Origin of the sequence: Methylosinus sp. LW3 (genome assembly GCF_000527115.1) — a bacterium.
Classification (GTDB): Bacteria; Pseudomonadota; Alphaproteobacteria; order Rhizobiales; family Beijerinckiaceae; genus Methylosinus.
The window spans coordinates 3868557-3891758 of the sequence record NZ_AZUO01000001.1; the positions used below are offsets into that span (position 1 = coordinate 3868557).

Consider the following 23202-nt stretch of genomic DNA (forward strand, 5'->3'; position numbering starts at 1 on the left):
GGCCCGAACCCGAGAGGTAGAGGGCTGCGCCGCTCTTCGTGACGAGTCGCAGGATCGAGAGAAAGTCCCTCGGCCGCTCGTCGCGGAGTTCACTCCTATGGCAACCGCGGTTCAGAAAATCCATCTCAGCGCCTCGCGCGATATTCCCTTCAATAAGCTCCTCCTATCCCAGTCGAACGTCCGGCGGATCAAAGCCGGCGTCTCGATCGAGGAACTCGCCGAAGACATCGCCCGGCGCACGCTGTTGCAGAGCATCACCGTCCGTCCGGTGCTCGACGCCGACGGCTCGGAGACCGGCATGTTCGAGATCCCGGCCGGCGGCCGGCGCTATCGAGCGCTCGAGCTTCTGGTGAAGCAGAAGCGCCTGGCGCGCACGGCGCCGATCCCCTGCGTCGTGCGCACCGATGGGACGGCCGAGGAGGACAGTCTCGCCGAGAATGTTCAGCGCGCGCCGCTGCATCCACTCGACCAGTTCCGCGCCTTCCTCACGCTGCGTGAGAAAGGCCAGAGCGAGGAGGAGATCGCCGCCGCTTTCTTCGTCGGGGTTCCTATCGTCAAGCAGCGCCTGCGTCTTGCTTCCGTGTCGCCGAAGCTGCTCGACATCTATGCCGAGGACGGCATGACGCTCGACCAGCTCATGGGTTTCACCGTGAGCCCCGACCACGAGCGTCAGGAGCAGGTTTGGGACGCCATTCAGCGCTCCTACAATAAGGAGGCCTATCAGATTCGCCGCTTGCTGACCGAAGGCGCGGTTCGCGCCTCGGACAAGCGCGCGCAATTTGCCGGCGACGATTATGCCGCGGCCGGCGGCGCCGTCATGCGCGACCTGTTTCAGAGCGATGACGGCGGCTGGCTGCAAGACGTCGGCCTTCTCGATCGTCTCGTCGCCGAGAAGCTCGAGCGCGCGGCGGAGGTCATCCGCGCCGAGGGTTGGAAATGGGTCGAGGTCGCAACCGATTTTCCTTACGGCCATACCTATGGGTCGCGTTGCATCCAGGGCGAACGTCCACCCCTGACGCCGGAGGGAGAAGCCGCGCTCGAATCGTTGCGCACCGAAGCCCAGCAAATTGAAGCCGCCTTCGCCGACGAGGATCAAATTCCCGAAGATGTCGATCGTCGTCTCGGCGAGATCGAAACCGCCATGGCGGAGATCGAAGACCGTCCGGTGGCCTATGATTCCGCTGACGTCACCCGAGCCGGCGCCTTCGTCAGCATCGACGGCTCCGGCCGGCTGCGCGTCGAGCGAGGCTATGTTCGTCCCGAAGACGACGTGCAGGTCGTCGAGGCGACAGTCGGCGATTCGGATGGCGAGGCCGACGCCGATGCTTCTGCGGCGGTGGCGTCGGCGGCGTCCAGGGCGGTCGAGCCCGACGGCGACAATATGGTTCGATCGGCGCCAGCGGAGGAAGAGGACGAAGGCATTCGGCCTCTTCCCGACAAGCTTCTGACCGAGCTCACCGCCTATCGCACGCTCGCGCTGCGCCGGGCCATCGGCGACGATCCCAGCGTCGCCTTTCTCGCCGCGCTGCATGTTCTCTGTCTGAAGCTATTCTACCGCTACGGCTCGGATTCCTGCCTGGAGATGGAGCCGAAGAACGTCGCCTTCGGAAGTATGGCCCCCGGCCTCGGCGACACGCCGCTCGCCGCCGCCGTCGACGCCCGCCATCGCGACTGGTCGTCGCAACTGCCTGCGGAACCCGGAGATCTGTGGGCTGCTCTGACGACGCTCGACGTCGCGGCGCGGCAGGCGCTCTTCGCGCACTGCGTCTCGCTCACCGTCAATGCGGTTCACGAGGCCTGGAACCGGCGGCCCCGAGCCGTCGCCCATGCCGATCGCCTCGCGCAGACCTTGTCTCTCGATATCGCCGCTGCGGGCTGGACGCCGACCGTCGATAATTTCCTCGGCCGCGTGACCAAGGCTCGCATCCTCGGCGCCGTTCGCGAGGCGAAGGGGGAGGCCTCGGTGCGACAGATCGAACATCTGAAGAAAGGCGACATGGCGGTTCAAGCCGAACAGATGCTCGTCGGAACAGGCTGGCTCCCCGAGCCGTTGCGCACGCCCGGCCGCATGTTCGCACAGTCGGACATGGCGGACGTCGCTGCCCATGACGAAGCGCCGATGGAAGAAACGGCGGCGATCGAGAGCGAAACGGCTATCGACGAAGACACGGCGCAGAGCGATGCTGACAGCGGGTCGACGGACGATCCCGAGACCTTCGCCGAATAGACCTCCCCGAGGCCGACCGAGGGACTCGCCAGCAATGGCGGGTCCCTTTTTCTTTGGAGGAGGTCCATGTTCGATTCACCGGGCGAGCTGGCGCAGCGTCTCGCGCGTGACGCCGAGGCTGTATGCCGCCATTATCTCTCAAACGGGCGTCGCGAAGGTAGCTACTGGCTTGTCGGCGACGCCTGCAACACGCCGGGCCGCAGCCTCTTCGTTCGATTGATCGGCGCCGACAGCGGCAAAGGCGCAGCAGGCAAGTGGACTGACGCGGCGACGAGCGAGCACGGTGATTTGCTCGACATTATCCGCGCGAGCTGTGGCCTCGCAAATTTCCGCGACGTCGCCGACGAGGCGCGGCGCTTTCTCGCCATCCCGCGTTCCGAACCGAGTCCAGAGCCAGCGCGGCGCAGACTGCCCCACACATCGAGAGGTTCACCCGAATCCGCACGACGACTGTTCGCCATGGCCAAATCGATCGGCGGCACGACCGCGGAAACGTATCTCCGTAAACGCGGCATTACGATTTTGCACGAAGCCGCCAGTCTTCGATTCCATCGACGCTGCTATTATCGCCGACAGAGCGACGGCGAGGTCGAGACATTGCCGGCGCTCATTGCCGCCGTCACCGATCTTTCCGGAGTCGTCACCGGAGTGCAGCGCACATGGCTCGATCCGACTGGCGACGACAAGGCGTCGGTGGACACGCCGAGGCGAGCGATGGGCCGTCTCCTCGGCAATGGCGTCCGCTTCGGTGTCGTGTACGATATCATGGCGGCAGGAGAAGGCGTCGAAACCATGTTGTCAGTTCGCAGCGTTCTTCCCACTCTGCCGATGGTCGCAGCGCTGTCAGCCAATCACCTCGCCGCCGTGATACTTCCTCACACGTTGCGCCGTCTCTATGTCGCGCGCGACGACGATCCGGCAGGAGACATGGCGGCCGAGACGTTGACGAGACGAGCCGCGGCGCAAGGGATCGATGCGGTGATTCTCTCGCCGACGCTCGACGATTTCAACGACGATCTGCGCTACCTCGGCATGGACGAATTGCGGGCAGCTCTTCACATTCAGCTCGTGCCGGAAGACGTAGCACGCTTCATGAGCCCGGTAGAGGGCGCAAAAGGCGATCGAACGCGCGTCGCCGCAACTCGACTTCGCGCATAATCGAATACCTGTCCCCCATCGGAAGAGCCGCCACCCACGGCCTTCGGGAGGGGCTATGTCCTGCGGCAATCGATCCTGCCGTGCAACGGCGGGCGGCGACAATTTTCCGCCGCCGGATAAATCCGGCTTTGCATCGCGACACAAAATTGCCGCCGCCCGCCGTCCTCCGCTCCGCTTCGGCCGCTCGGCGGTGCAGGCCGGCTCTGTCTTGCCGCTTCGGACGCCCACGAAGGCCGCGATGGGCGCGGCCGATCCGATAGAGGGCGACGCCATGACGATCAACCGCGACGATGCCGAACAGGAGCCTCCGCATGCCTCATCCCCGATCGACCGCGTTCTCACCGAGCTTCAACTCTATGGCCACCGTCCCTTCCAGGACGAGCCCGACAGCCGGCCGCTGCCCGAAGCCGCAGCCATCGCCGGCACGACCGCGGACATGTTCGACGCGCTCGTCGCGACCCTCACCGACACTCGCCTCGAGCCCGATCTCGAAGACCTGCTCTGGTCGAGCGTCAATCTCTTCCACCGGGCCATACTCCGCATCGAGCGCGAGCTCGACGACAATGAGCAGGCGCAACGCCGAAGCCAGAAGGAGCAGGACGGCTCAGAAATCCGCTCCGTCGAGCTCGAACGCCTGATCGCCGAGGGAATGACGCTCGTCGAGCGCCGCGACAGCATGGAGCTCTTCCGCGATCATGCCGCCGATCAATTCGAACGACACACAGGTTCGACCTGGCGCCCGCGCGCCGGTTCCAAGGTCAGTCATCGCGCGCTCACCTCGGCGATGATCGACAGCCGCGACTTTCTCGCCGCCCGACGCCGGGCGGAGAACGAGACGCTGCTTCCCGCCGGGCCGAAGGTCGCCTTCACCGGAGGACTCGATTTCAACGATCACCGGGTGATCTGGGATCGACTCGACAAGGTCTTCGCCAAGCACCCCGACATGGTGCTGCTGCACGGCGGTTCGCCGAAAGGCGCCGAGCGCCTCGCGGCCTGCTGGGCCGACAATCGCAAGGTTCCACAGATCGCCTTCAAGCCCGATTGGGCGCGTCACGCGAAGGCGGCGCCCTTCAAGCGCAACGACCAGATGATCGAGGCATTGCCGATCGGCGTCATCGTCTTCCCGGGATCGGGCATATCCGCCAATCTCGCCGACAAGGCAAAGAAGCTCGGCATTCCGGTTTGGACTTTCGACGGCGGCAGCGCGTGAGCGCCGCCGCGCTGACCTGTCTCCACCTCCGGCGATATACGCAAGCGCATCGCGGTCGACGACCGCGGATTCCAATTTCAACGAAATCGCGCTACTCTGTCGCTCGCGCCATGGCGGAGGAGGAGGCGCGACTTCGCGACTTTGTCACGGGGGTCCGCCATGCTCATCTTCGGCATTATGCTCAATCTCATCGGCCTCGGATTTATCTGTTGGCTGGTGTTTGCGCTTGCAGCGCACATCCTTCCTGTTTTCGTCGGCGTCACCGCGTTTATGGTTGCGATCGATAGCGGCGCCGGCCCATTCGGCGCCATGCTCGTCGGTCTGGTTTCGGGAAGTGCCGCGCTCGCTGCAGGGCGGATCGCATTCGCAGCGACGGCTTCACCGCTGCTCCGCGCCATTATCGCCGCATTCTTTGCCGCTCCGGCCTCTATCGCGGGCTATCATGTCGCTCTCGCTCTCGCCATCGGCATGACCTCTTCCGTCTGGCGAGAGATATTTTCACTGATCGGCGCAATCATGGTGGGCGGATCGGCGTGGACGAGCGTCGCTCTTTATAGTTCGCCCGTTCCCGGGCAGGCTTTCGCGGCGCGCTGGTCTCATTTTCGCGTCAGGCGAGCGAGCGAGCGATAGCGCTTTCGGCGGGTCGTCGTTTGGACGAACGCGGCGGGCGAATATCGTTCTTTTGAATTCGACGTCGGCGACCGCTGCCCGCTCGAGGCTTCCACTGCTCGGGCTCCTTCGCCGCCGACAGTGGACGCTGTGATTGCATTCATATCGCAGTCTGTTGTCGATTTCTAATGCAGCGCTTCGCCGATTGCCGCCGATCGCCTCTCTTTCCTCGCTCCGAATTGCGGAGCGCTTGTGCGGACGTCCATGCTCGCGCCAGTTCTCCTTATCGAAAGCGCTGTCGAGCCCCGTGCGACCATCGCTGCCTCTGTGATGGCCTGATCTGGCCGAAGAGCGGCTACGCCTCGATCGTCTGAGACGCAACGGCGGAGTCGTGACTTTCTTCCCCTGACGCCTGCGGCGTCATTCCTCGCGAGACAACAAAGTCACGCCGCCGCCGTCCTCCGCTGCGCTTCGGTCCGCGAGCGGATGCGTCGCCGATCGTCTTCGGCCTTTCGATCGCCATCGAGGCCGCGGTGGTCGCGGGTTCGGAAGCAATCGATAGGAGAACTATCATGGCGAACATCGGCTCCTTCAAGAAGTCCGGCAACGAGTACCAGGGCGAGATCGTGACGCTCAGCGTCCAGGCCAAGGGCGTGCGCATCGTCCCCGAGACCAACCGCGCCAGCGACAATGCGCCGAGCCATCGCGTCTACGTCAAGAGAATTGATTATGCGTAGCGCGTGATTATGCGGAGTCTGGCGCCGGGAGGACGGTTTTCTGTGGCTTTGGCGGCGATGTCGCTCCGCATAATAACGGGGCGAAGTCCACGACGCCCTGCTGTGTGGCAGGGCGTCGCGGCGCCGATCAGCGCGACCAGATCAGCGCGCATTCGCCGCTCTCGCCCTCGAACAGGTTGGCGTAGATGGGGGCGGTGAACGACGGATCGTCGAGCTTGACCGAGTGGTAGGTGCGGCCTTCCTTCGAGGTGCGGCGCCATGCGGCCCCGATCTCGACGCCTGAGACGACCACCCGGAGGTCGGGCGCCTTGTCGCTGGTGGAGGCGGGATCGCTGGGGATGAGGCGCGCCTTGGCGTCGATCGCGAGGGTCTTGATGGCGCCGGTGTAGACGCCATCGTTGCTGCGGGTGAACGAGCCGATCTGGGACATGATGTAACTCCTCTTGCTGTGTTCCAAGCCCGCGACCATCGCGGCCTTGTGGCGATCAGGAGCCCCATGACGGCCGCCCCGCACCTGCAAGGCCGCAGCGCCAGCGGAGGACGGCAGGAGCCGAGCTTGTTGTCCCGCGAGGAGCCTCCCGCAGGGAGGCGGGGAAGAAGGTCGGCGACGCCGTTGCGGGGACGAGGCCGGGTCGAAGACCGCATCATGGGGCCGATCCGCCAAGCAAAGGCCCGTTGGTCGCAGGGCTGACACTGCGCCCGAGGAGACATCCCCAGCATCGATCAGGCGCCGCGCTCGATGGCGATCACCGATCAGCGCGCGACCGCCGCTTTGGACAATAGACGCCCACGCTCCAAAGTCCGCCTCCACCAACGAGGAGGCAAACCATGCCAACAGGTGTCTATGTAAGGAAGAATGACGTCAAAGACCGATTGCGAGCGGGACTTGCCGCCGATCACGCTGACGATTTTACCGCGTGGCTGCGACAACGGCGCTATACCGACAAGACGATCGTCGAGCGGATCAGGCTGCTCGCCTGCTGGACGCATTGGGCGCGCGAGAAGGGTTATGCATTCGACACGGTCCGGGCCGCGCACGCCGCATCATCTGCGCTGATCGACGCTGGATATCGCCCGCGCTTCCGGGGCGACGTGAACGAGGACGCCGTCGAAACGGGCAAGCTCTTCATCGCCTATCTCGAGGATCGTGGGCTGTTGCCGAGGTTGCCACTGCCGCCGTCGTCGCCGCTCGTTGCCGACTACATGGCGTGGGCGCGCGATCAGCACGGGCTGGCCGAGACGACGCTCGGAACCTACGCGTACGCGATCATCCCCTTTGTCGCCGCGCTCGGCGACGATCCAGCGGCCTATGACGCCGCCGCGATCCGCGGCTATATGCTGGGCCGAGCAGGCTCCGTATCGACCGCTCGCCTCAACGGCATCGGCGTTGCCATCCGCGCGTTTCTGCGCTTCCTGATCGCGACGGGTCGCTGCCCGCCGGGACGCGACCGCGCCATGCCACAGGCGGCGGGGTGGCGGCTTGCCTCGACCCCGCGCTTCCTGCCCGAAGATGACATCGCGCGCGTCATCGCCGCGTGCGACGGAGAACGGCGGCTGCGCGACCGCGCGATCATCCTGCTGCTGGTGCGGCTCGGGATGCGCGCCAGCGAAGTCGCACGTCTCGGCTTCGACGATATCGACTGGCGACAGGGCCATATCCGGCTGCATGGCAAGGGGCGTCGCGAAGAGCTGCTGCCGCTCAGCCAGGAGGTTGGAGACGCGCTGATCGCCTATATCGAGCGTGGCCGGCCTGCATTTGCCGCGCGTGCAACGTTCCTCACCGAATATGCGCCACTCAGGCCGATCAACCGCAGCACAATAAAATGCGTGGTGCGGCGCGCGCTCGGGCGCGCGGGAGTCGAGAGTCAATGCAAAGGCGCACATGTGCTGCGCCACTCGGCGGCGACGTCGATGCTGCGGCACGGGGTGAGCCTCGCAGGCGTGTGCAGTGTGCTGCGCCACCGCTCGCCTGGGATGACCGCGCACTACGCCAAGGTCGACATGACGCTGCTGGCGACGATCATGCAGCCCTGGCCGGGAGACGCGTCATGCTGATCGATGATGCGCATCGCTATATCGCGCTTCGCCGCGCGCTCGGCTTCAAGCTCGAAAAAGCCGCCCGCCACCTCGATGCGTTCACCCGCCATGCTGTTGCGAACGGCGACAGTCATATCCGCAACGCAACGGCGCTCGCCTGGACCGCGGCTGTCTCGTCGACGCCGGGCGGCCGGTATCAGCGGCTGCAGGAAATAGCCGACTTCGCCCGCTTCCTGCATGCCGAGGATGCTGCGCATGAGATACCGCAGCATCGTCGGTATTATCGTCCATGCGTTCGGCCCGCGCCCTACATCTATACCTCCGACGAACTGGCGCGAATGCTTCATGCCGCCGCCAATCTGCGGCGTCAGAAGCCGAGCCCTCTCAGGCAGCATGTCCATGCGATGCTGATCGGACTGCTCGCCGCGACCGGCCTGCGCGTCTCGGAAGCGTTGAATCTGCGGCTCGGCGATCTGTTGCCGGACGGCATGCTGCACATCCGCCAAACCAAGTTCAACAAAAGCAGGCTTGTGCCGATGCACGCAAGCGTGGTTGCAGCGCTCGACGCCTATCTGCGCATCCGGGCGACAGTCGCTAGTGTGGACGATCATGTGTTCCTGACGGTCGGCGGCAGACCGATGGGGCTCGGAGCCGTCCATGCCGCATTCCATGTCGTCCTGAAAAAGGCCGGGATCGCGCCGGATCGTCCACGTCGCCCCCGCATCCATGACCTGCGCCACACCTTCGCGACGCGCGCGCTGGCGCGATGCGCGATGCGCCGCGAGGATGTCGCCCGCGACTTCGTGGCGCTCTCGACCTATCTCGGGCACGGCCATATCCGATACACCTACTGGTATCTGGAGGCGACGCCCGACTTGATGGGCGACATCGCCGCGGCCGCCGAAATGCTGGCTGCGGAGGTGATCGTATGACGCCGATCGCACCGCTCATCACCGCGTTCCTGCGCGAGCACATGCCTCGGCAGCGCGGGTATAGCGTACATAGCTGCGAGGCCTATGCGACCTGCTTCCGGCTCTTGCTGACCTTCGCCGCCGATCGCCTGAAGACGCGGCCATCGAGGCTTACGCTGGAAGCGATCGACGCCGCGATGGTGCTCGCGTTCCTCGCTCATATCGAGCAAGACCGCGGCAACAGCGCGGCGACGCGCAACTTGCGGCTCGCCGCGATCAAGGCGTTCATGCGCTATGTCGAACTTCAGTGCCCGAGCGCGTTGGCGCAGGTCGCGCAGATCGATGCGATTCCCGGCAAGCGCCATGACCACAAGCTCATCCGGCATCTGACGATGCAGGAGGTGCGCGCCATCCTCGATGCGCCCGACACTTCGACCCGGTCGGGAATCCGCGACCGGGCGATGCTGCACCTGTGCTTCGCTGGCGGCCTGCGTGTCTCCGAACTGGTCGGGATGACGATGAGCCGCATCATTCTGCAACCCAGTCCCAGCATTCTCGTATTCGGCAAGGGTCGCCGCGAGCGCAGCCTGCCGCTCTGGAAGGAGACCGCGCGCGACGTTCGCGCCTGGCTCGCGGTGCGCGGGAACCCGCAAGCGCCCGAGCTGTTCGTCAACGCGCAAGGCATGGCGATGACGCGGGCCGGGTTCGAATATATCCTCGAAAAACACGGTCGGGCCGCGGCGCGACAATGCCCGACGCTGGCTGACCGCACGCTGTCGCCGCATCTGTTGCGGCATAGTTGCGCGGTGCTGATGCTCCAGGCCACGCGTGATATCCGCAAGGTCGCACTCTGGCTCGGTCATGCCGATATCCGAACCACTGAGATCTACCTCGGGATGGACCCCTCCGAAAAGCTCGAGGCCGTCGAAGCGGTGCTCCCGCCCGCGTTGCGACGTGGTCGGTTCAAAGCGCCTGACGCGTTGATCGCATCGCTAATGGCCGATGCACACACGGCGCCGACGTGAGTGGCGGACGCCGGGCGTCCGCGATTGTTGCGCCGACGGCATGATCGGGGATGTCTCCTCGGGCGCAGTGTCAGCCCTGCGACCAACGGGCCTTTGTGTGGGCGGATCGGCCCCAGGATGCGGTCTTCGACCCGGCCTCGTCCCCGCAACGGCGTCGCCGACCTTCTTCCCCGCCTCCCTGCGGGAGGCTCCTCGCGGGACAACAAGCTCGGCTCTTGCCGTCCTTCGCTGGCGCTGCGGCCTTGCAGGTGCGGGGCGGCCGTCCCGGGGCTCTTGATCGCCACAAGGCCGCGATGGTCGCGGGCTTGGCACATAGCAAGAGGAGTTACATCATGTCCCAGATCGGCTCGTTCATCCGCAGCAACGACGGCGTCTACACCGGCGCCATCAAGACCCTCGCGATCGACGCCAAGGCGCGCCTCATCCCCAGCGATCCCGCCTCCACCAGCGACAAGGCGCCCGACCTCCGGGTGATCGTCTCAGGCGTCGAGATCGGCGCCGCATGGCGCCGGACCTCGAAGGAGGGCCGCACCTATCACTCGGTCAAGCTCGACGATCCGTCGTTCACCGCCGCCATCTACGCCAACCTGTTCGAGGGCGAGAACGGCGAATACGCGCTGATCTGGTCGCGCTGATCGGCGCCCGCGACGCCCCGCCACACAGCAGGGCGTCGCGGACTTCGCCCCGTTATTATGCGGAGCGACGTCACCGCCGAAGCCGCGGAAAACCGCCGCTCCCGGCGCCAGACTCCGCATAATCGCGCGCTACGCATAATCCACTTTATGCGGTGCACCGCATAAAGTGGAGATCGGCGCGTGCTGGTCGAAGCGCTCCGCAGAGGGCCGCGACTATCTCTCGGTCAAGCTCGACGATCCGAGCTTCCCCGCTCCGATCTACGCGAACCTCTTCGACGACGAGGACGGCGAAGGCTACACCCTCATCTGGTCGCGCAGCCGCAAGCCCAACGGCGACTGAGCCGGATCGCGAAGCCCCGCTTGAACGGAGCGGGGCCTTTCGCCAACCATCTGGACATTTCACCGATACGGAAAGCTGCCGCGAGCCGCCTTTCCGCGAGCGCGCGTTGAACGCGCTTGCCGCGGGCGAGGCGCGTGCATATTGCGTTCGTCAAGAGACCTTCTTCAATCGCGCTATCGCCTTCGCCGCGTCGAAGCCGAGCACGTCGGCCAGCTCCAGAAACTCGACGACGTCGACGCGGCGCTCGCCGCTCTCTAGCCGCGCCACGAACGACTGATATTCGCCGAGCCGTTCGGCAAGGTCGGCCTGAGTCAAGCCCGCCGCCTCTCTCTTCTGGATGAGCAGATCGATAAGCGCCTTATGGCGTGGCGATCCGAGCGTCTTTGCCAAGCTTGCGTCCCGCGTTTGATGCGGGGTCTTTACATAATCTGAATTCCAGATTATCTTAAAAGTAGATAATCGGATCGTCCGTCTGAGTGATGCTGCGAGACCCGAAGCGCTTCTCCATCAGAGACCGCGAGGAACGGTTTGGCCGACGATTCGCCGGGGGAACCAGACGCCCATCGAATTGCCGGGGAAGTGAATATGCCAGAAAGACATTTCGCCATGGCTGTGTCCCTCGCGAAGATTTTCTTCGACACGCGCGAGCAATTCGCCTGCGCGATCCGGGATGCTGCGATTGCACGCATAGAGGCCAGCTCTTCGACGGGCGGACGCGCCACCAGACTTTCTATTCCCCGTCGCGCTGTCGATCCGCACATCGACGACGCGCTCTATATGATCGCTCGTGACGGCCTCGATAAGCTCGAGGACAATGTCCGAAGCGCGATCGACGAGGTCATTCGCGAAGCTTTGGATTCGAGCAGGAAGGGCTCTCCGCATAGCTGACTTGCGGCCGAACCTGTCTTCGATTTTCAGCCTTTGCGCCGATCCGTCCTTACGCTCTTACGCTTCTCCGGCTTTCTCGGTAGAGGCTTCGCATCGGGTTTCCGGCGAGGAGCCGCTTCGGCCATGGCTTCCTCGTCCGGCGCCACCAGCGCAACGTGATCCACGCCGAGCGCCTGAGCGAGTTCGAACAGGCTGACGACCGTAGGATTGCGGCGGCCCCGTTCGAGATCGCTCAGATATTGCTGCGTGAAGCCCGACCGTTCGGCGAAAGCCTCCTGTGTCAGGCCCTTTTCGAGCCTGATCCGCTTCACATTCCGCCCGACCAGCCGCCGCATATCCATGCGGAGAGGCTGGACCATTACACACTTTGAGGTTTATCAACTATAATATGTATCTGCCGCATTTTCGCTGCTCCGAAGAGCTTTCGGCGGGTTTGTCCGCTAGAATATGTCTCAGAGCGGCGCGCTGTCCAAGGATACTTCGCTCGTGAGCCCTTCTAACTCATGTCTAATCAAAGATGTAGCTCCATCAGAGCCACATATTACCGAATATGATCGCGAGCACATCGCAATCTATTTGCGGCTGCTCGACGCCGCCGAGGACAAGGCCTCCTGGGAGGAAGCCGCCCACATCGTCCTCGGGATCGATCCCGCCCGCGAACCCGAACGCGCGCGACGCGCCCATGAAACGCATCTCGCAAGGGCGCGATGGCTCTCCGCCAAAGGCTATCGCGACCTGCTGCGGGAGGGCTGAGGACGAATATCGGCGAACACGCCGTCACTGCCGGCGCCAGATTTCATCAAATCCGCACATTCGGCTTTGCGGCGAAATTGCGAAGCGCAGATGCGCCATTCAGGCATTGCGTCATGCCGATCGCGACGCCTGCGCACGCAGAATGTCGACAAGAAAGATCGACATTGTTTCCCCACCTTGTTTTCCATGAGGAACGCCATGTCTATCGAAGATTGGCGGTCGCCGAGCGCGTACGTTTATACGCGGAATTTGAGCTCGTGCGGTCTTGCTTGGGAATTATTGCGTCGTGATCCGGATTATCGCGCCGATCATGAGAGAACTGGTTCTGGATCCGATCACGAATCCGCTACTGCCGCATCCGTGCGGCGCTGGGGGTTGAGATTTCGCGGTCGATCCCGAGTTCCGGGCGACTGAAGCCGACCTCTTTTGGCTGCCAGAGTGGTCGACGAAGGTCGTCATACTCGTCGCCAGTCCGGTCCACGATCCTGCGCTGACGTTCTCCCCGTCGCTCTGGCCGGGCGTGCAAGCGCGTCGCACGGCGCCGGACGGTGAACATTTCATTCTCCGATCCGGCCGGGACGAGCATCAACTCTGGATCCCCGATCCGCCGCTCGTGGGGAGCGCTCTCGCGGCCGTCGTCTCGCTCGACGATGACGAGCCTCGACGCGCCGCCGCAGCGATGCGCTTCTGGCGTCATGCGACCGGGCAACGCCTCAGCGCGGACCCGCCGACGCCCAAGCGCCGACAACGCATCGACCACGCGCTCCGGGCGCTCGATGGCCATCTGAGCGGCGCCAGCTACCGCGACATCGCGGAGAGCCTGTTCGGCTCCGATCGAGTCGCCGCGGAACCGTGGAAGACTTCGCCTCTCAGGGACGCCACGATCCGGCTCGTCCGCGCCAGCCTCGCTCTGATGCGCGGCGGATATCGCCGGTTGCTACGCCGGTAACCCGAGCTCATCGATCTCGTCGGGGTGGCGAATTGGCCATCGTCGATTTCGCCATCCCTCCATCCGTCGCTTCTCCGCCACTGTGATCGAAAGCAGCCGCCGACACTCGGCTGTCTTCCGCAGCATCACGGAGAAGCCTTCATGTCCGCCGCAGGCGCCGAACTCCCGCCACGCTACCTGCGCACGCCCGAGGCTGCGCGCTTCCTCGGCCTCTCGAGCCGCACGCTCGAAAAGCATCGGACTTACGGCACCGGCCCGCGCTATTCCAAGCTCGGCGGCCGCGTCGTCTACCGTCTCGATGATTTGCAGGCCTGGTTCGATCTTGGCGCCAAAGCGTCGACCTCCGACCCCGGCGTCGGAAAAGTCCTGCCCGCGAAGCGTCATGCCGCCATTTCGCCGGCCTTCGCCGGCCAGCCGCGTCGCTGACGTTCAGGGGCGCGGCCATGATCGCGACACACAGCCGAAACCTCTTTCACGACGCCGAGCGCGAGCAGCTCGAGCTCTTCCATGCCCTTCCCGGCGATCTTGCGCCGCGCGACGCCCAGGACCTCATGGCCTATCCCTTCTTCAGCCTCGCGAAGTCGCGCCGGCTCACGCCGATCGACTTCAAGATGGGCGACATCTCGATCAAAGTCGAGGCGTCGGCCGACCACGGCATGGCGACGATCTGGGACGCCGATGTGCTGATCTGGGCCGCGTCGCAGATCGTCCAGGCTCGTGATCGAGGATTGCGGACCTCCCGCCTGATGGCCGCGACGCCGCATGAAATCCTCACCTTCGTTGGTCGCGGGGTCGGCGCGCGCGACTATCATCGGCTGAAGGCCGCGCTCGACCGACTGCAATCGACCAGCGTCTCGACCTCCATCCGCCAGCCGAGCGAGCGCCGGCGACACCGCTTCTCCTGGATCAACGAATGGAAAGAGCGAGCCGACCCCAGCGGTCGCCCGCTCGGCCTCGAGCTGATCCTGCCCGACTGGTTCTACGCCGGCGTTCTCGACGACGCCCTGGTGCTGACCATCGACCGCGCTTATTTCGCGCTGACCGGCGGCCTTGAGCGCTGGCTCTATCGGCTCGTGCGCAAGCACGGTGGCCGCCAGGACGGCGGATGGAGCTTCGATTTCGGCCATCTCCACGCGAAGTCCGGCGCGCTCTCTCCACTCAAGCATTTCGCCTTCGACCTGCGCGACATCGTGCGCCGGCAACCTTTGCCCAATTACCGGCTGATGATCGAACGCGGCCTGCTCGGCGCCGAGATTCTCGTCTTCGTCCCCATTGCGATCGATCCATCGGAGCGCATCGCGCGGCACTTCGAGTCCTCACGCCGCACGGGGGATAAGCTGTGAATTCCTTCGTGCTATCGAGGACCGGAACGCTCGTGCTATCCGGGACCGAATCCTCGTCCCATCGGGGACCGAAATGCGTCACAACCAATTGCTTTGAAACGGTTCACGGCGCTTCTAACTGTACTAACATAGAATCCTTCGGATTCTATCTAACGGACCGCGCCGAAATTCACGCGGTGGACAAGCGCCAGATTTGCCATCGAGGCGCGCCATGATCGTCGCGCTCCTCAACCAGAAGGGTGGCGTCGGCAAGACCACCCTGGCGCTTCATCTCGCCGGCCGATGGGCCCGCGAGGGCAAGCGGACGATCGTCATCGACGCCGACCCACAGGGTTCGGCGCTCGACTGGTCCGAGCAACGAGCCAGAGAAGGGCTTCCGAGGCTCTTCGGAGTGATCGGCCTGTCGCGCGACACTCTGCATCGTGAAGCGCCAGAGATCGCTCGCGACGCCGACCATGTCGTCATCGACGGGCCGCCGAGGGTCGCCGCCCTGATGCGATCGGCGCTGCTCGCGGCCGACGTCGCGCTCGTTCCCGCCCAGCCGTCGCCATTCGACGGCTGGGCGTCGAGCGAAATGCTGAGGCTCATCGATGAGGCCCGCATCTTCCGGCCCGGACTTCTCGCACGCTTCGTTCTCAATCGCTGCGCGACCGGCACGGTCATCGCGCGCGAAACCGCCCAGGCGCTCGCCACCCATGAACCGCCGGTGCTCGCCTCGCGCATCGGTCAGCGCGTCGTCTTCGCAGACGCCGCGCGCAGCGGCCGCCTCGTCTCGGAAACGGTCAACGGCGCCGTCGCTGCGCGCGAGATCGCCGCGCTCGCCGCCGAGTTGGAGAGGCTCGCATGACCTCGAGCAAGCCTCCACGCGGCTTCGCCGAACGTCCGAGCGACGCCGACGCCTGGATCAAGACCGCGGACCGGAACGAGCGTAGCGCCGCGTCGAAGGCCGAGCAATGCACCGCGCGTCTGACCATCGACGTGACGCCCGATTTGCGCGGCCGCATCAAAATCATCGCCTTTCGGCGCGGCGTCACCGTCGCCGACATGCTGCGCGACCTGCTCGCGCGTGAATTCCCCCGAGACGATGGAGGCCAGTCGTGAACTCGGACATCCCAGTCACCGGAAGGACCGCCGAAGGCGCCATTTCTTCCCTTACGCATGTCGAGCTCACCTTCATTCCCAAGCGCGTCGAATTCTGGATCAGGTTCGGTCGCATTGCCGAGGAGAAGACGCTCGATCGCCGCCGGCGTATCGTCAGCTTCACGTCGAACAGCATCTTCGCACTCGTGCGCTGGGCGGCCAATGAGCATGGAACGATCATTTCGCGGATCGACATTCTGCGTGCGGTGTCGCAGGGCGAGGCCTTCTCGACCGTGCCTTTCGTCCGTCCCGGCGGCGACATTTTGCTGCGCCTCAATAGCTGGCCGAGAGTCGAGCGGGCATTGCGAGCGATCGATACGGTCGAAGCGATCGGCATCGATCCGGCCGACGCCGCTCCGGATTATTGGCGGCATGTCCACAATCGTCTGACCGTCGGCAGCGCGCCGCGACCCTATACCAGGCAGCGACACGACGCCTGGTTGCTGCGTCAGAAAGTCATGCCATGACGCCGCGCATCATCCTCGCCGTCATGTGTTCCGGCGTCGCGGCCGCCGCGGTTCCGCCGTGGATCGGCGCTGCGCCGGGCCTCATCTGGAATGTCAGCGCCAGCGTGCCGATCGGGCTCTATCTCGTCACGCCGCCGGACCGGCTCCGCGTCACCGATCTTGTCGTCGTCGAACCGTCGCGGGCGGTCGCCGATTTCCTCGCCGAGCGTAGCTACCTGCCGCGCGGCGTACCGCTTCTGAAGCGCGTTCTCGCGCTTCCCGGACAGACAGTCTGCCGAAGGAACCTCGCCATAATCGTCGACGGCATCGAAATGGGAGCGGCGCGCGAAAGCGATCAACTCGGACGCGCACTTCCCGTGTGGCAGGGTTGCCGCAGCATAGCTGACCACATGATCTTCGTCATGAACTGGCAATCCCCGAACTCCCTCGACGGCCGCTATTTCGGACCGATCGCCATCACCTCGGTCGTCGGACACGCGACCCCTCTTTGGACCGATGAGGAGGCGACAGAAGAATGACTGCGCCATTCCATCGCATACGCATCGTCGTACCACCATTCGCTTTCCGTTGCGACGTTTTCTCCTTCACGGCATACGTTCCGAAGTGTCTCGCGACGATAGGTGTGGTCGCCATGATTGCAGCGTCGTCGCTACAATCTGGCACCTTTGCTCACGCGAAATCGGCGTCGAATGATCCATCGCCAGCGAACAAGCATACGCAAGCCGAGATCGAAACCTTCGTCGAAGAAGCTGCCAAACGCTTCGCCGTGCCGGCTCGCTGGATACGAGCGATCATGCGCATCGAGAGCGGCGGCTACGTTCGCGCCCGATCACCCAAAGGCGCAATCGGCCTGATGCAGGTCATGCCTTCGACCTACGACGAATTGCGCGCCCGCTACGGCCTCGGCGGCGATCCATTCGATCCGCACGACAACATTTTGGCCGGCTCGGCGTATATTCGAGAGCTGCTCGATCGATACGGATCGCCGGGCTTCCTCGCCGCATACAATGCTGGCCCGGCGCGCTTCGACCGCTATCTCGCGGCAGACCGAGCGCTCCCTGCTGATACGCGGGAATATGTCGCGGCACTCGCTCCGATCATCGATCCGGAGCGGCTTCGGCGCCGTGTCGACGGAGGCGCGACTTCCTTCACCGGAAGGGACGCACCGCTGTTCGCTCGGCGCGCCGATGACGATCCGTCGGGCGAATCGTCGTCACTCGGCATGCAGCCAAACGGTGCTTCGACCGCGCATCGCATCGTCGATTTGTCGGCGCTCGTTCCACATTCGAACGACCTTTTCGTGCGCATGACCGGCGGAGGCGATCCACAATGAAGAAGATCGCACTTCATCGAAGGTTGGCGCGCAATGTCGTACATCCGGCGATGCTCGACGGAGAGCGTGATCGAGCGGGTTACGGAGGGCAGGATAAAAGGGACAGCCTGCGGCTCTGTCCGGCGGTCGCTTTGTCTTTTTTCGTCAGCACGTTCGCACAGCCTGCGAATTCGCGGCGCAGCCTGTCGATCTTCACATGTGACTCTAACAGCACGGCTATTTTCACCTCGTCGGCGTTGCGCCATGTCTCGTGACGACGACATCCGCATTCGTCCCGGCCGCGTCCGCTCGACGAAGCCGGGAAGGGCGAAGAGCTTCGTGGCGCGCGTTCTCGCAGCGACGCAGAAGGCCGGGGGGCTGCATCATGGCGCAGGCGGAAAGGCGGGGAGCTTCGGACGCGGGCGCGCCGCAAGTCTCCTCGCGCGCCGCGGTCTGACGTCGAAGTCTCGCGGCGTGGTCGTCAAGGCGCGAGTCGTCCGTCATGGCCCGAAGTCCGCGCCGCTGGCGGCGCATCTTTCCTATCTGCGCCGCGACGGCGTGACCCGCGACGGCGCGCCGGGAAAAATGTTCGACGCCGGAGGCGACGAAGCGGACGCGCGCAACTTCGCCGAACGCTGCGACGGTGATCGCCACCATTTCCGATTCATCGTGTCGCCCGATGACGCGGCGGAACTCTCTGACCTACGAAATTTCACGCGCGATCTGATGGGGCAAATGGCGCGCGATCTCGGAACGAGAGTCGATTGGGTCGCGGTCGACCACTGGAACACTGAGCATCCGCATATTCATATTCTCGTGCGTGGGCGCGCCGACGACGGCCGCGATCTCGTCATCAGCCGTGATTATATCAGCCGGGGCCTGCGCGGACGCGGCGAACAGCTCGTCACTCTGGAGCTCGGTCCGCGCAGCGAACTCGAGATTCGCCGTGGCCTCGAACGTCAGGTAGAGGCGGATCGTTGGACTCCGCTCGATCAAACGCTTGCTCGCCAGGCTGCCGGCCGAGAAGGAGTCGTGGATTTGCGCCCGAACCGGGAGCCGGCGACTGATAGCGAGCGGCCCTTGCTGGTCGGGCGCATCCGGAAACTGGAGAAGCTTGGTCTCGTCGCGCCGATCGGCCCGGGACAATGGGTGTTGGCCGAGGAAGCCGAAAGCACGCTTCGCGCGCTCGGCGAGCGCGGCGACATCATCAAGCGAATCCATCGCGGGCTCACTGAGCGCGGCATCGAGCGATCGGCCGGCGACTTCGCCTGGGATGGCACCGCGCGCGGCGACCCGATCCTCGGCCGTCTCGTCTCGCGGGGCCTCGACGACGAACTGAAGGGCTCCGCCTTCGCCGTCGTCGACGGCGTCGACGGCCGGGCCCACCACGTCCGATTCGCTGACCTCGATGCGACCGGCGACGCCGCGCCGGGCGCCATTGTGGAAGTCCGGCGCCTCCCATCGCATGATGGCGGATCGTCGCGTCTGGTCCTCGCCGTTCGCTCCGATCTCTCGATCGAGGATCAAATTCACGCAAAGGGCGCCACTTGGCTCGATCGCCGCCTCGTGGAGGCGGAGCCGGCGCCGCTCTCCGAAGCGGGCTTCGGCCGCGAGGTCCGATCCGCCATGGACGCCCGCGCCGACCATCTCGCCGCCGCAGGGCTGGCGCGCCGCCAAGGCCGACGATTCGTCTTTGCACAGGATCTGCTCGCCACCTTGCGCACGCGTGAACTCAATGATTCCGCCGAGCGGCTCTCCGCTCACACTGGCCTGCCACGTCATATCGTGGCCGAGGGAGAATCGGTGGCCGGGGTCTATCGCCAGCGCCTCACGCTCGCCTCGGGCCGTTACGCTATGATCGACGACGGCTTCGGTTTCAGCCTCGTGCCCTGGTCATCCTCTCTCGAGCGCGAACTCGAGAGGCACGTCTCCGGCATCGTGTCGCCCGACGGCATGGTGGAGTGGAGTCTTGGAAGGCGACGAGGAATTGGGAGATAGTTCTGTTTCTGACCTACATGCGACCAGATGTCGAAGCCTCAGGCGCTCGTCGCTGATCGTACCCTCTTGGGCGGCGATAGGTTCGCGTGGCGTTCATTGGATGGCGGCCACGCATCGAAAAGAGCATTGATGACCGCGCACTCGGGCGCTCGTTCTCCGCTGCATTGCGCGGCCATTTCCGCCATGACCCGCTCCAGTCGCTTCAAATCGGCAATCTTGCGGCGAATCTCGGCGACATGATTCAGCGTCAGCGCCTGAACTTCTGCGCACGTGTAGGCGTGCCCGTCGACGAGGCGGAGAAGGCCGCGGATTTCATCGAGGCTGAAACCAAGTTGCCGGCTGCGTCGTACGAAGCTCAGCCGCTTGAGGTGGTCGGCGCCATAGATGCGATAGCCGCCGGCGCTGCGGCCGGGCGCGGGCATGACGCCGATCTTCTCGTAGTAGCGGATCGTCTCGATGTTCACGTCGCTCTGCTTTGACAGTTCGCCGATCGAGAATCTCTCCTCGGCCTTCATCGCCGGTCCTCCCCGAATGGAAGAAAAAAAGTCCTTGACCCTGTAGCGGCTACAGGCCCTAGGGTGACGATAGATGAACTGGAAAGCGCAGACAACCGCGCGCGAAATCGGCTTTCCAAACTGATGCTGGAGGATGCTGCGATGTGTGATGGCGAAGGTCTTGGTCTCATCTAAATGGCGATGACGCCAATCGGGCTGGCGGTGACCGCAGGGATTGCCGGCGCGCTTTTCCTTTTTGCGCGCTGGGTCATGGCCGATTGAGCAGCGAAGAGGAACGCATGTCGGAACAATCACTCGGTCGAAAGGCCCTGGCCGCCGGCGGCTTCGCCGCGATCCTCGCCTCGGCTTGTTGCCTTGGCCCGCTCCTGTTCGTCAGCCTCGGGTTCAGCGGCGCCTGGCTCGGCAATTTCAAAGCGTTCGAGCCATTCCGCCCGGTCTTCCTCAGCGCCGCGGCCATTGCGCTATTCGTCGCCTATCGTCGAATTTATCGCCCGGCCGTAGCCTGCAAGCCGGAAGAAGTCTGCGCCACACCGCAAATCAACTCCGTCTACAAACTGCTCTTCTGGGGCGTGACGGCCTTGGTCGGGGCGTCGGCCATCTTCCCCTACGCTCTTCCGCTATTCTACTGAAAAGAGGCCTCCCACCCATGAAAAAGCTCTCCGCAATGTTCGTTTTGGCTGCCCTGTTCAGCTCGCCCGTCTACGCCGCAACGAAGACCGTCACCTTGTCGGTCTCGAACATGACCTGCGCCGCCTGCCCGATCACCGTCAAGAAGGCGCTGAGCAAGGTCGAGGGCGTCGGAGCAATCGAGGTGAGCTACGAGAAGAAGGAAGCTCTCGTAACCTACGACGACGCGAAAACAAATGTCGAAGCGCTCACCAAGGCGATCGAAGGGGCCGGTTATCCTTCCCAATTGAAGAAGTAAGTCATGGACCAAGGATTTTCTTTCAAGACGGCGCTCGCCGACTCGGTTGCGGTCGCCGTAAGCCACGCCAAGCCGCTTCTCGCGCGCGTGCGTAATGTGATCGGGCAACGACTCGGCGGCGAGGAAGCCCCCGCCCCGCATGAGGCGAAGCGCGAAAGCAGTGTGGTTCGGCAAATCGCCGGCATGACCTGTGGTAGCTGTGCGAGTCACGTCGAAAAGGCGTTACTCAAAGCTCCCGGCGTCTATGAGGCGAACGTATCCTATGCCGAAGGGACGGCGCGGGTCAGCGGCGACGAGTCGCTCGACCCGGCGTCGCTTTCCGCCGCTGTGCAGGCCGCGGGCTATCAAGCAATGGTCGCAAAACACTCGCGCGCCGCCAACACTCCAGAACGGCGGTCCGGGAAAATGCGCGACAGAGAAGCCGAGCAGGAGCGCTGGGGCGCGCCGCTGCATGTGGCGGTTATCGGAAGCGGCGGAGCCGCAATGGCGGCTGCGCTGAAAGCCGTCGAACGAGGTGCGCGCGTCACTCTTATCGAGCGCGGCGTCATTGGCGGCACGTGCGTAAATGTCGGCTGCGTGCCTTCCAAGATCATGATCCGCGCCGCCCATATCGCGCATCTGCGCCGTCAGAGCCCATTTGACGGAGGCATTGGAGCGAGCAAGCCAGCGATTAAGCGGGTCGACCTGCTCGCCCAACAACAGGCGCGCGTCGATGAACTGCGTCGCGCCAAATACGAGGGGATTCTCGAAGGCAACGCAGCCATCGCCGTGCTGCGCGGCGCGGCGAGGTTTAGAGACGATCACAGCTTGATCGTCCATCTCAATGAAGGCGGCGAACACGAAGTTGCGTTCGACCGCTGCCTGATCGCCACGGGCGCGAGCCCAGCCATTCCACCGATTGCTGGTCTCGAGGACGTTCCCTATTGGACATCCACCGAAGCGCTGGAAAGCAACACGATCCCTGAGCGATTGGCCGTCATTGGCTCATCGGTCGTGGCCGTCGAACTGGCGCAAGCATTTGCACGGCTCGACAGCAAGGTCACGATCCTCGCACGCAGCACGCTGCTCGTCCGCGAAGACCCGGCTATCGGCGAGGCCGTCACGGCCGCCTTCCGGGCCGAAGGCATCGAGGTCCTGGAGCACACGCAGGCCTGCGGCGTCTCCCATACGAAAGGGGAATTCCTGCTCACAACGGGGAACGGCCAAGTGCGCGCCGACAAGCTACTGATCGCCACTGGCCGCGCACCCAATACGCGCGGGCTGGCGCTGGGGGCCGCCGGCGTCGCCGTCAATGAGCAAGGGGCCGTCATCATCGACACGCACATGCGCACCAGCGCGCCGCGTATTTACGCCGCCGGCGACTGTGCCGACCAGCCGCAATTCGTCTATGTCGCGGCAGCGGCAGGGACGCGCGCGGCCGTCAATATGAGCGGCGGCGACACCACGCTCGATCTAACCGCGATGCCCGCTGTAGTGTTCACGGATCCCCAGGTCGCGACCGTTGGCTACAGCGAGGCGGAAGCGCGCCATGAGGGCATTGAGACGGACAGCCGCACGTTGACGCTCGACAATGTGCCGCGCGCACTGGCGAATTTCGACACGTGCGGTTTCATCAAGCTCGTCGCCGACGCAGGATCGGGCCGGCTCATTGGCGTGCAGGCGGTCGCGCCGGACGCGGGCGAAGTGATCCAGGCGGCGGCGCTTGCCATCCGGACGCGAATGACCGTGCATGAATTGGCCGACCAGTTGTTCCCATACCTGACGATGGTCGAGGGGTTGAAGCTTGCGGCGCAGACCTTCAGCAAGGACGTAAAGCAATTGTCCTGCTGCGCAGGGTGAGCGATGAAAGAACGCGCATCCTGGCAGCCACGGCGCTGCCGATTGGCGTCCGCTGAACGCTGGGCAGCGCTGTGCGAGATTGGTCGTCGGCATCGTTCTGCTCGGGTTGGCTTGAGCCGTCCCGTGGTTGGACGCGGGTGGGTCGTGCTCACCGTCATATTGAGTTGGGTCGACGCCAGCCATG

The 23202-nt window shown here is 64.4% G+C and carries 27 protein-coding genes and 3 pseudogenes; 25 read left to right on the plus strand and 5 right to left on the minus strand.

The genetic code is table 11. The annotated features are described in order from the left end of the window. Window positions 1-97: 97 nt before the first annotated feature. The 5 genes and pseudogenes from METLW3_RS0119485 to METLW3_RS27660 form a co-directional block, all read left to right on the plus strand. Window positions 98-2227, plus strand: a complete 2130-nt coding sequence (locus tag METLW3_RS0119485; RefSeq protein ID WP_024881493.1) for a ParB/RepB/Spo0J family partition protein — start codon at window positions 98-100, stop codon at window positions 2225-2227. A 66-nt stretch (window positions 2228-2293) separates the two neighbouring features. Continuing rightward, on the plus strand, window positions 2294-3385 hold the full coding sequence (locus tag METLW3_RS0119490; protein ID WP_024881494.1) for a toprim domain-containing protein: 1092 nt from the start codon (window positions 2294-2296) through the stop codon (window positions 3383-3385). A 271-nt stretch (window positions 3386-3656) separates the two neighbouring features. After that, window positions 3657-4595, plus strand: a complete 939-nt coding sequence (locus METLW3_RS0119495; RefSeq protein WP_024881495.1) for a DUF2493 domain-containing protein — start codon at window positions 3657-3659, stop codon at window positions 4593-4595. Window positions 4596-4754: 159 nt separating this feature from the next. Then, window positions 4755-5225 (plus strand): hypothetical protein, encoded by a 471-nt coding sequence (locus METLW3_RS0119500; protein ID WP_024881496.1) that lies wholly within the window; start codon window positions 4755-4757, stop codon window positions 5223-5225. Between the two features lie 551 nt (window positions 5226-5776). Further along, window positions 5777-5926: pseudogene (locus tag METLW3_RS27660) on the plus strand (DUF736 family protein); the annotation flags it as partial. 142 nt (window positions 5927-6068) lie between these two features. On the opposite strand, the gene METLW3_RS0119515 reads toward METLW3_RS27660, so the two are convergent. Further along, window positions 6069-6371: a DUF736 domain-containing protein gene (locus METLW3_RS0119515; protein ID WP_024881498.1), complete on the minus strand. Its 303-nt coding sequence runs from the start codon at window positions 6369-6371 to the stop codon at window positions 6069-6071. 398 nt (window positions 6372-6769) lie between these two features. On the opposite strand from METLW3_RS0119515, the gene METLW3_RS0119520 reads away from it, so the two are divergent. The 5 genes and pseudogenes from METLW3_RS0119520 to METLW3_RS27665 form a co-directional block, all read left to right on the plus strand. Further along, the gene (locus tag METLW3_RS0119520; RefSeq protein ID WP_024881499.1) at window positions 6770-7996 is read left to right on the plus strand and encodes a tyrosine-type recombinase/integrase; all 1227 of its coding nucleotides are present in this window, start codon (window positions 6770-6772) and stop codon (window positions 7994-7996) included. Continuing rightward, on the plus strand, window positions 7990-8910 hold the full coding sequence (locus METLW3_RS0119525; protein ID WP_024881500.1) for a tyrosine-type recombinase/integrase: 921 nt from the start codon (window positions 7990-7992) through the stop codon (window positions 8908-8910). Before METLW3_RS0119520 ends, METLW3_RS0119525 begins: the two co-directional genes overlap by 7 nt. Then, window positions 8907-9914, plus strand: coding sequence for a tyrosine-type recombinase/integrase (locus tag METLW3_RS0119530; RefSeq protein WP_024881501.1), 1008 nt, complete (start codon window positions 8907-8909; stop codon window positions 9912-9914). Before METLW3_RS0119525 ends, METLW3_RS0119530 begins: the two co-directional genes overlap by 4 nt. A gap of 332 nt (window positions 9915-10246) precedes the next feature. Further along, window positions 10247-10549 (plus strand): DUF736 domain-containing protein, encoded by a 303-nt coding sequence (locus METLW3_RS0119535; protein ID WP_024881502.1) that lies wholly within the window; start codon window positions 10247-10249, stop codon window positions 10547-10549. Window positions 10550-10718: 169 nt separating this feature from the next. Beyond that, window positions 10719-10889: pseudogene (locus METLW3_RS27665) on the plus strand (DUF736 domain-containing protein); the annotation flags it as partial. Between the two features lie 150 nt (window positions 10890-11039). On the opposite strand, the gene METLW3_RS0119545 reads toward METLW3_RS27665, so the two are convergent. Further along, window positions 11040-11279, minus strand: coding sequence for a helix-turn-helix transcriptional regulator (locus METLW3_RS0119545; protein WP_024881503.1), 240 nt, complete (start codon window positions 11277-11279; stop codon window positions 11040-11042). A 216-nt stretch (window positions 11280-11495) separates the two neighbouring features. On the opposite strand from METLW3_RS0119545, the gene METLW3_RS0119550 reads away from it, so the two are divergent. Further along, window positions 11496-11777: a hypothetical protein gene (locus METLW3_RS0119550; RefSeq protein ID WP_024881504.1), complete on the plus strand. Its 282-nt coding sequence runs from the start codon at window positions 11496-11498 to the stop codon at window positions 11775-11777. 125 nt (window positions 11778-11902) lie between these two features. On the opposite strand, the pseudogene METLW3_RS0119555 reads toward METLW3_RS0119550, so the two are convergent. Then, window positions 11903-12118, minus strand: a pseudogene (locus METLW3_RS0119555) (helix-turn-helix transcriptional regulator); the annotation flags it as partial. A 145-nt stretch (window positions 12119-12263) separates the two neighbouring features. Between METLW3_RS0119555 and METLW3_RS27670 the strand changes: the two are divergent. Continuing rightward, window positions 12264-12530: a DUF2285 domain-containing protein gene (locus METLW3_RS27670; RefSeq protein ID WP_245267421.1), complete on the plus strand. Its 267-nt coding sequence runs from the start codon at window positions 12264-12266 to the stop codon at window positions 12528-12530. A gap of 346 nt (window positions 12531-12876) precedes the next feature. Here METLW3_RS27670 and METLW3_RS29110 read toward each other — a convergent pair whose 3' ends face one another. Then, window positions 12877-13314, minus strand: a complete 438-nt coding sequence (locus tag METLW3_RS29110) for a hypothetical protein (protein ID WP_245267452.1) — start codon at window positions 13312-13314, stop codon at window positions 12877-12879. Here METLW3_RS29110 and METLW3_RS29115 point away from each other — a divergent pair. The 10 genes from METLW3_RS29115 to METLW3_RS0119605 all read left to right on the plus strand — a co-directional run bounded on the left by METLW3_RS29115 (window position 13210) and on the right by METLW3_RS0119605 (window position 19739). Beyond that, window positions 13210-13479, plus strand: a complete 270-nt coding sequence (locus METLW3_RS29115; protein WP_245267422.1) for a DUF2285 domain-containing protein — start codon at window positions 13210-13212, stop codon at window positions 13477-13479. The two genes, METLW3_RS29110 and METLW3_RS29115, sit on opposite strands and share 105 nt — an antisense overlap. Before the next feature lie 141 nt (window positions 13480-13620). Next, on the plus strand, window positions 13621-13905 hold the full coding sequence (locus METLW3_RS0119570; RefSeq protein WP_024881507.1) for a helix-turn-helix domain-containing protein: 285 nt from the start codon (window positions 13621-13623) through the stop codon (window positions 13903-13905). Between the two features lie 17 nt (window positions 13906-13922). Continuing rightward, on the plus strand, window positions 13923-14822 hold the full coding sequence (locus METLW3_RS0119575; RefSeq protein WP_024881508.1) for a replication initiator protein A: 900 nt from the start codon (window positions 13923-13925) through the stop codon (window positions 14820-14822). Window positions 14823-15033: 211 nt separating this feature from the next. After that, window positions 15034-15669 (plus strand): ParA family partition ATPase, encoded by a 636-nt coding sequence (gene parA, locus METLW3_RS0119580; protein WP_024881509.1) that lies wholly within the window; start codon window positions 15034-15036, stop codon window positions 15667-15669. Beyond that, window positions 15666-15923, plus strand: a complete 258-nt coding sequence (locus tag METLW3_RS0119585; protein WP_024881510.1) for a hypothetical protein — start codon at window positions 15666-15668, stop codon at window positions 15921-15923. Before parA ends, METLW3_RS0119585 begins: the two co-directional genes overlap by 4 nt. Then, complete coding sequence (locus METLW3_RS0119590; RefSeq protein ID WP_024881511.1) at window positions 15920-16429, plus strand: DUF2840 domain-containing protein; 510 nt, start codon at window positions 15920-15922, stop codon at window positions 16427-16429. Before METLW3_RS0119585 ends, METLW3_RS0119590 begins: the two co-directional genes overlap by 4 nt. A gap of 23 nt (window positions 16430-16452) precedes the next feature. Next, entirely contained in the window at window positions 16453-16947 is a 495-nt protein-coding gene (locus tag METLW3_RS0119595) for a S26 family signal peptidase (protein ID WP_245267449.1), read from the plus strand. Next, complete coding sequence (locus METLW3_RS0119600) at window positions 16944-17762, plus strand: lytic transglycosylase domain-containing protein (protein WP_245267423.1); 819 nt, start codon at window positions 16944-16946, stop codon at window positions 17760-17762. The genes METLW3_RS0119595 and METLW3_RS0119600 overlap by 4 nt, the downstream gene beginning before the upstream one ends. Next, window positions 17759-18016: a hypothetical protein gene (locus METLW3_RS28360; RefSeq protein WP_157516596.1), complete on the plus strand. Its 258-nt coding sequence runs from the start codon at window positions 17759-17761 to the stop codon at window positions 18014-18016. The genes METLW3_RS0119600 and METLW3_RS28360 overlap by 4 nt, the downstream gene beginning before the upstream one ends. Next, complete coding sequence (locus tag METLW3_RS0119605; protein ID WP_024881514.1) at window positions 18006-19739, plus strand: VirD2 family relaxase/mobilization nuclease; 1734 nt, start codon at window positions 18006-18008, stop codon at window positions 19737-19739. Before METLW3_RS28360 ends, METLW3_RS0119605 begins: the two co-directional genes overlap by 11 nt. A gap of 38 nt (window positions 19740-19777) precedes the next feature. On the opposite strand, the gene METLW3_RS0119610 is transcribed toward METLW3_RS0119605, so the two are convergent. Beyond that, window positions 19778-20254, minus strand: coding sequence for a helix-turn-helix domain-containing protein (locus tag METLW3_RS0119610; protein WP_024881515.1), 477 nt, complete (start codon window positions 20252-20254; stop codon window positions 19778-19780). Between the two features lie 278 nt (window positions 20255-20532). Between METLW3_RS0119610 and merT the strand changes: the two genes are divergently transcribed. The 3 genes from merT (at window position 20533) to merA (ending at window position 23018) form a co-directional block, all read left to right on the plus strand. Continuing rightward, on the plus strand, window positions 20533-20883 hold the full coding sequence (merT, locus tag METLW3_RS0119620; RefSeq protein WP_024881516.1) for a mercuric ion transporter MerT: 351 nt from the start codon (window positions 20533-20535) through the stop codon (window positions 20881-20883). 17 nt (window positions 20884-20900) lie between these two features. Further along, window positions 20901-21179 (plus strand): mercury resistance system periplasmic binding protein MerP, encoded by a 279-nt coding sequence (gene merP / locus METLW3_RS0119625; RefSeq protein ID WP_024881517.1) that lies wholly within the window; start codon window positions 20901-20903, stop codon window positions 21177-21179. Between the two features lie 183 nt (window positions 21180-21362). After that, window positions 21363-23018 (plus strand): mercury(II) reductase, encoded by a 1656-nt coding sequence (merA, locus tag METLW3_RS0119630; RefSeq protein WP_024881518.1) that lies wholly within the window; start codon window positions 21363-21365, stop codon window positions 23016-23018. The last annotated feature ends 184 nt before the right edge of the window (window positions 23019-23202 follow it).

Excerpts from the sequence above, each read along its gene's own strand:
- METLW3_RS0119575 (WP_024881508.1), top strand. The coding sequence starts at position 13,923 with ATGATCGCGACACACAGCCGAAACCTCTTTCACGACGCCGAGCGCGAG.
- METLW3_RS28360 (WP_157516596.1), top strand. The coding sequence starts at position 17,759 with ATGAAGAAGATCGCACTTCATCGAAGGTTGGCGCGCAATGTCGTACAT.
- METLW3_RS0119585 (WP_024881510.1), top strand. The coding sequence starts at position 15,666 with ATGACCTCGAGCAAGCCTCCACGCGGCTTCGCCGAACGTCCGAGCGAC.
- METLW3_RS0119515 (WP_024881498.1), bottom strand. The coding sequence starts at position 6,371 with ATGTCCCAGATCGGCTCGTTCACCCGCAGCAACGATGGCGTCTACACC.
- METLW3_RS0119610 (WP_024881515.1), bottom strand. The coding sequence starts at position 20,254 with ATGAAGGCCGAGGAGAGATTCTCGATCGGCGAACTGTCAAAGCAGAGC.
- METLW3_RS29115 (WP_245267422.1), top strand. The coding sequence starts at position 13,210 with ATGCGCTTCTGGCGTCATGCGACCGGGCAACGCCTCAGCGCGGACCCG.
- METLW3_RS0119490 (WP_024881494.1), top strand. The coding sequence starts at position 2,294 with ATGTTCGATTCACCGGGCGAGCTGGCGCAGCGTCTCGCGCGTGACGCC.
- METLW3_RS0119605 (WP_024881514.1), top strand. The coding sequence starts at position 18,006 with ATGTCTCGTGACGACGACATCCGCATTCGTCCCGGCCGCGTCCGCTCG.
- METLW3_RS0119525 (WP_024881500.1), top strand. The coding sequence starts at position 7,990 with ATGCTGATCGATGATGCGCATCGCTATATCGCGCTTCGCCGCGCGCTC.
- merA (WP_024881518.1), top strand. The coding sequence starts at position 21,363 with ATGACCTGTGGTAGCTGTGCGAGTCACGTCGAAAAGGCGTTACTCAAA.
- METLW3_RS0119595 (WP_245267449.1), top strand. The coding sequence starts at position 16,453 with ATGTGTTCCGGCGTCGCGGCCGCCGCGGTTCCGCCGTGGATCGGCGCT.
- METLW3_RS0119535 (WP_024881502.1), top strand. The coding sequence starts at position 10,247 with ATGTCCCAGATCGGCTCGTTCATCCGCAGCAACGACGGCGTCTACACC.
- METLW3_RS0119550 (WP_024881504.1), top strand. The coding sequence starts at position 11,496 with ATGGCTGTGTCCCTCGCGAAGATTTTCTTCGACACGCGCGAGCAATTC.
- METLW3_RS0119500 (WP_024881496.1), top strand. The coding sequence starts at position 4,755 with ATGCTCATCTTCGGCATTATGCTCAATCTCATCGGCCTCGGATTTATC.
- METLW3_RS0119530 (WP_024881501.1), top strand. The coding sequence starts at position 8,907 with ATGACGCCGATCGCACCGCTCATCACCGCGTTCCTGCGCGAGCACATG.
- METLW3_RS29110 (WP_245267452.1), bottom strand. The coding sequence starts at position 13,314 with ATGGCCATCGAGCGCCCGGAGCGCGTGGTCGATGCGTTGTCGGCGCTT.
- merT (WP_024881516.1), top strand. The coding sequence starts at position 20,533 with ATGTCGGAACAATCACTCGGTCGAAAGGCCCTGGCCGCCGGCGGCTTC.
- METLW3_RS0119600 (WP_245267423.1), top strand. The coding sequence starts at position 16,944 with ATGACTGCGCCATTCCATCGCATACGCATCGTCGTACCACCATTCGCT.
- parA (WP_024881509.1), top strand. The coding sequence starts at position 15,034 with ATGATCGTCGCGCTCCTCAACCAGAAGGGTGGCGTCGGCAAGACCACC.
- METLW3_RS0119570 (WP_024881507.1), top strand. The coding sequence starts at position 13,621 with ATGTCCGCCGCAGGCGCCGAACTCCCGCCACGCTACCTGCGCACGCCC.
- METLW3_RS0119495 (WP_024881495.1), top strand. The coding sequence starts at position 3,657 with ATGACGATCAACCGCGACGATGCCGAACAGGAGCCTCCGCATGCCTCA.
- merP (WP_024881517.1), top strand. The coding sequence starts at position 20,901 with ATGAAAAAGCTCTCCGCAATGTTCGTTTTGGCTGCCCTGTTCAGCTCG.
- METLW3_RS0119485 (WP_024881493.1), top strand. The coding sequence starts at position 98 with ATGGCAACCGCGGTTCAGAAAATCCATCTCAGCGCCTCGCGCGATATT.
- METLW3_RS0119520 (WP_024881499.1), top strand. The coding sequence starts at position 6,770 with ATGCCAACAGGTGTCTATGTAAGGAAGAATGACGTCAAAGACCGATTG.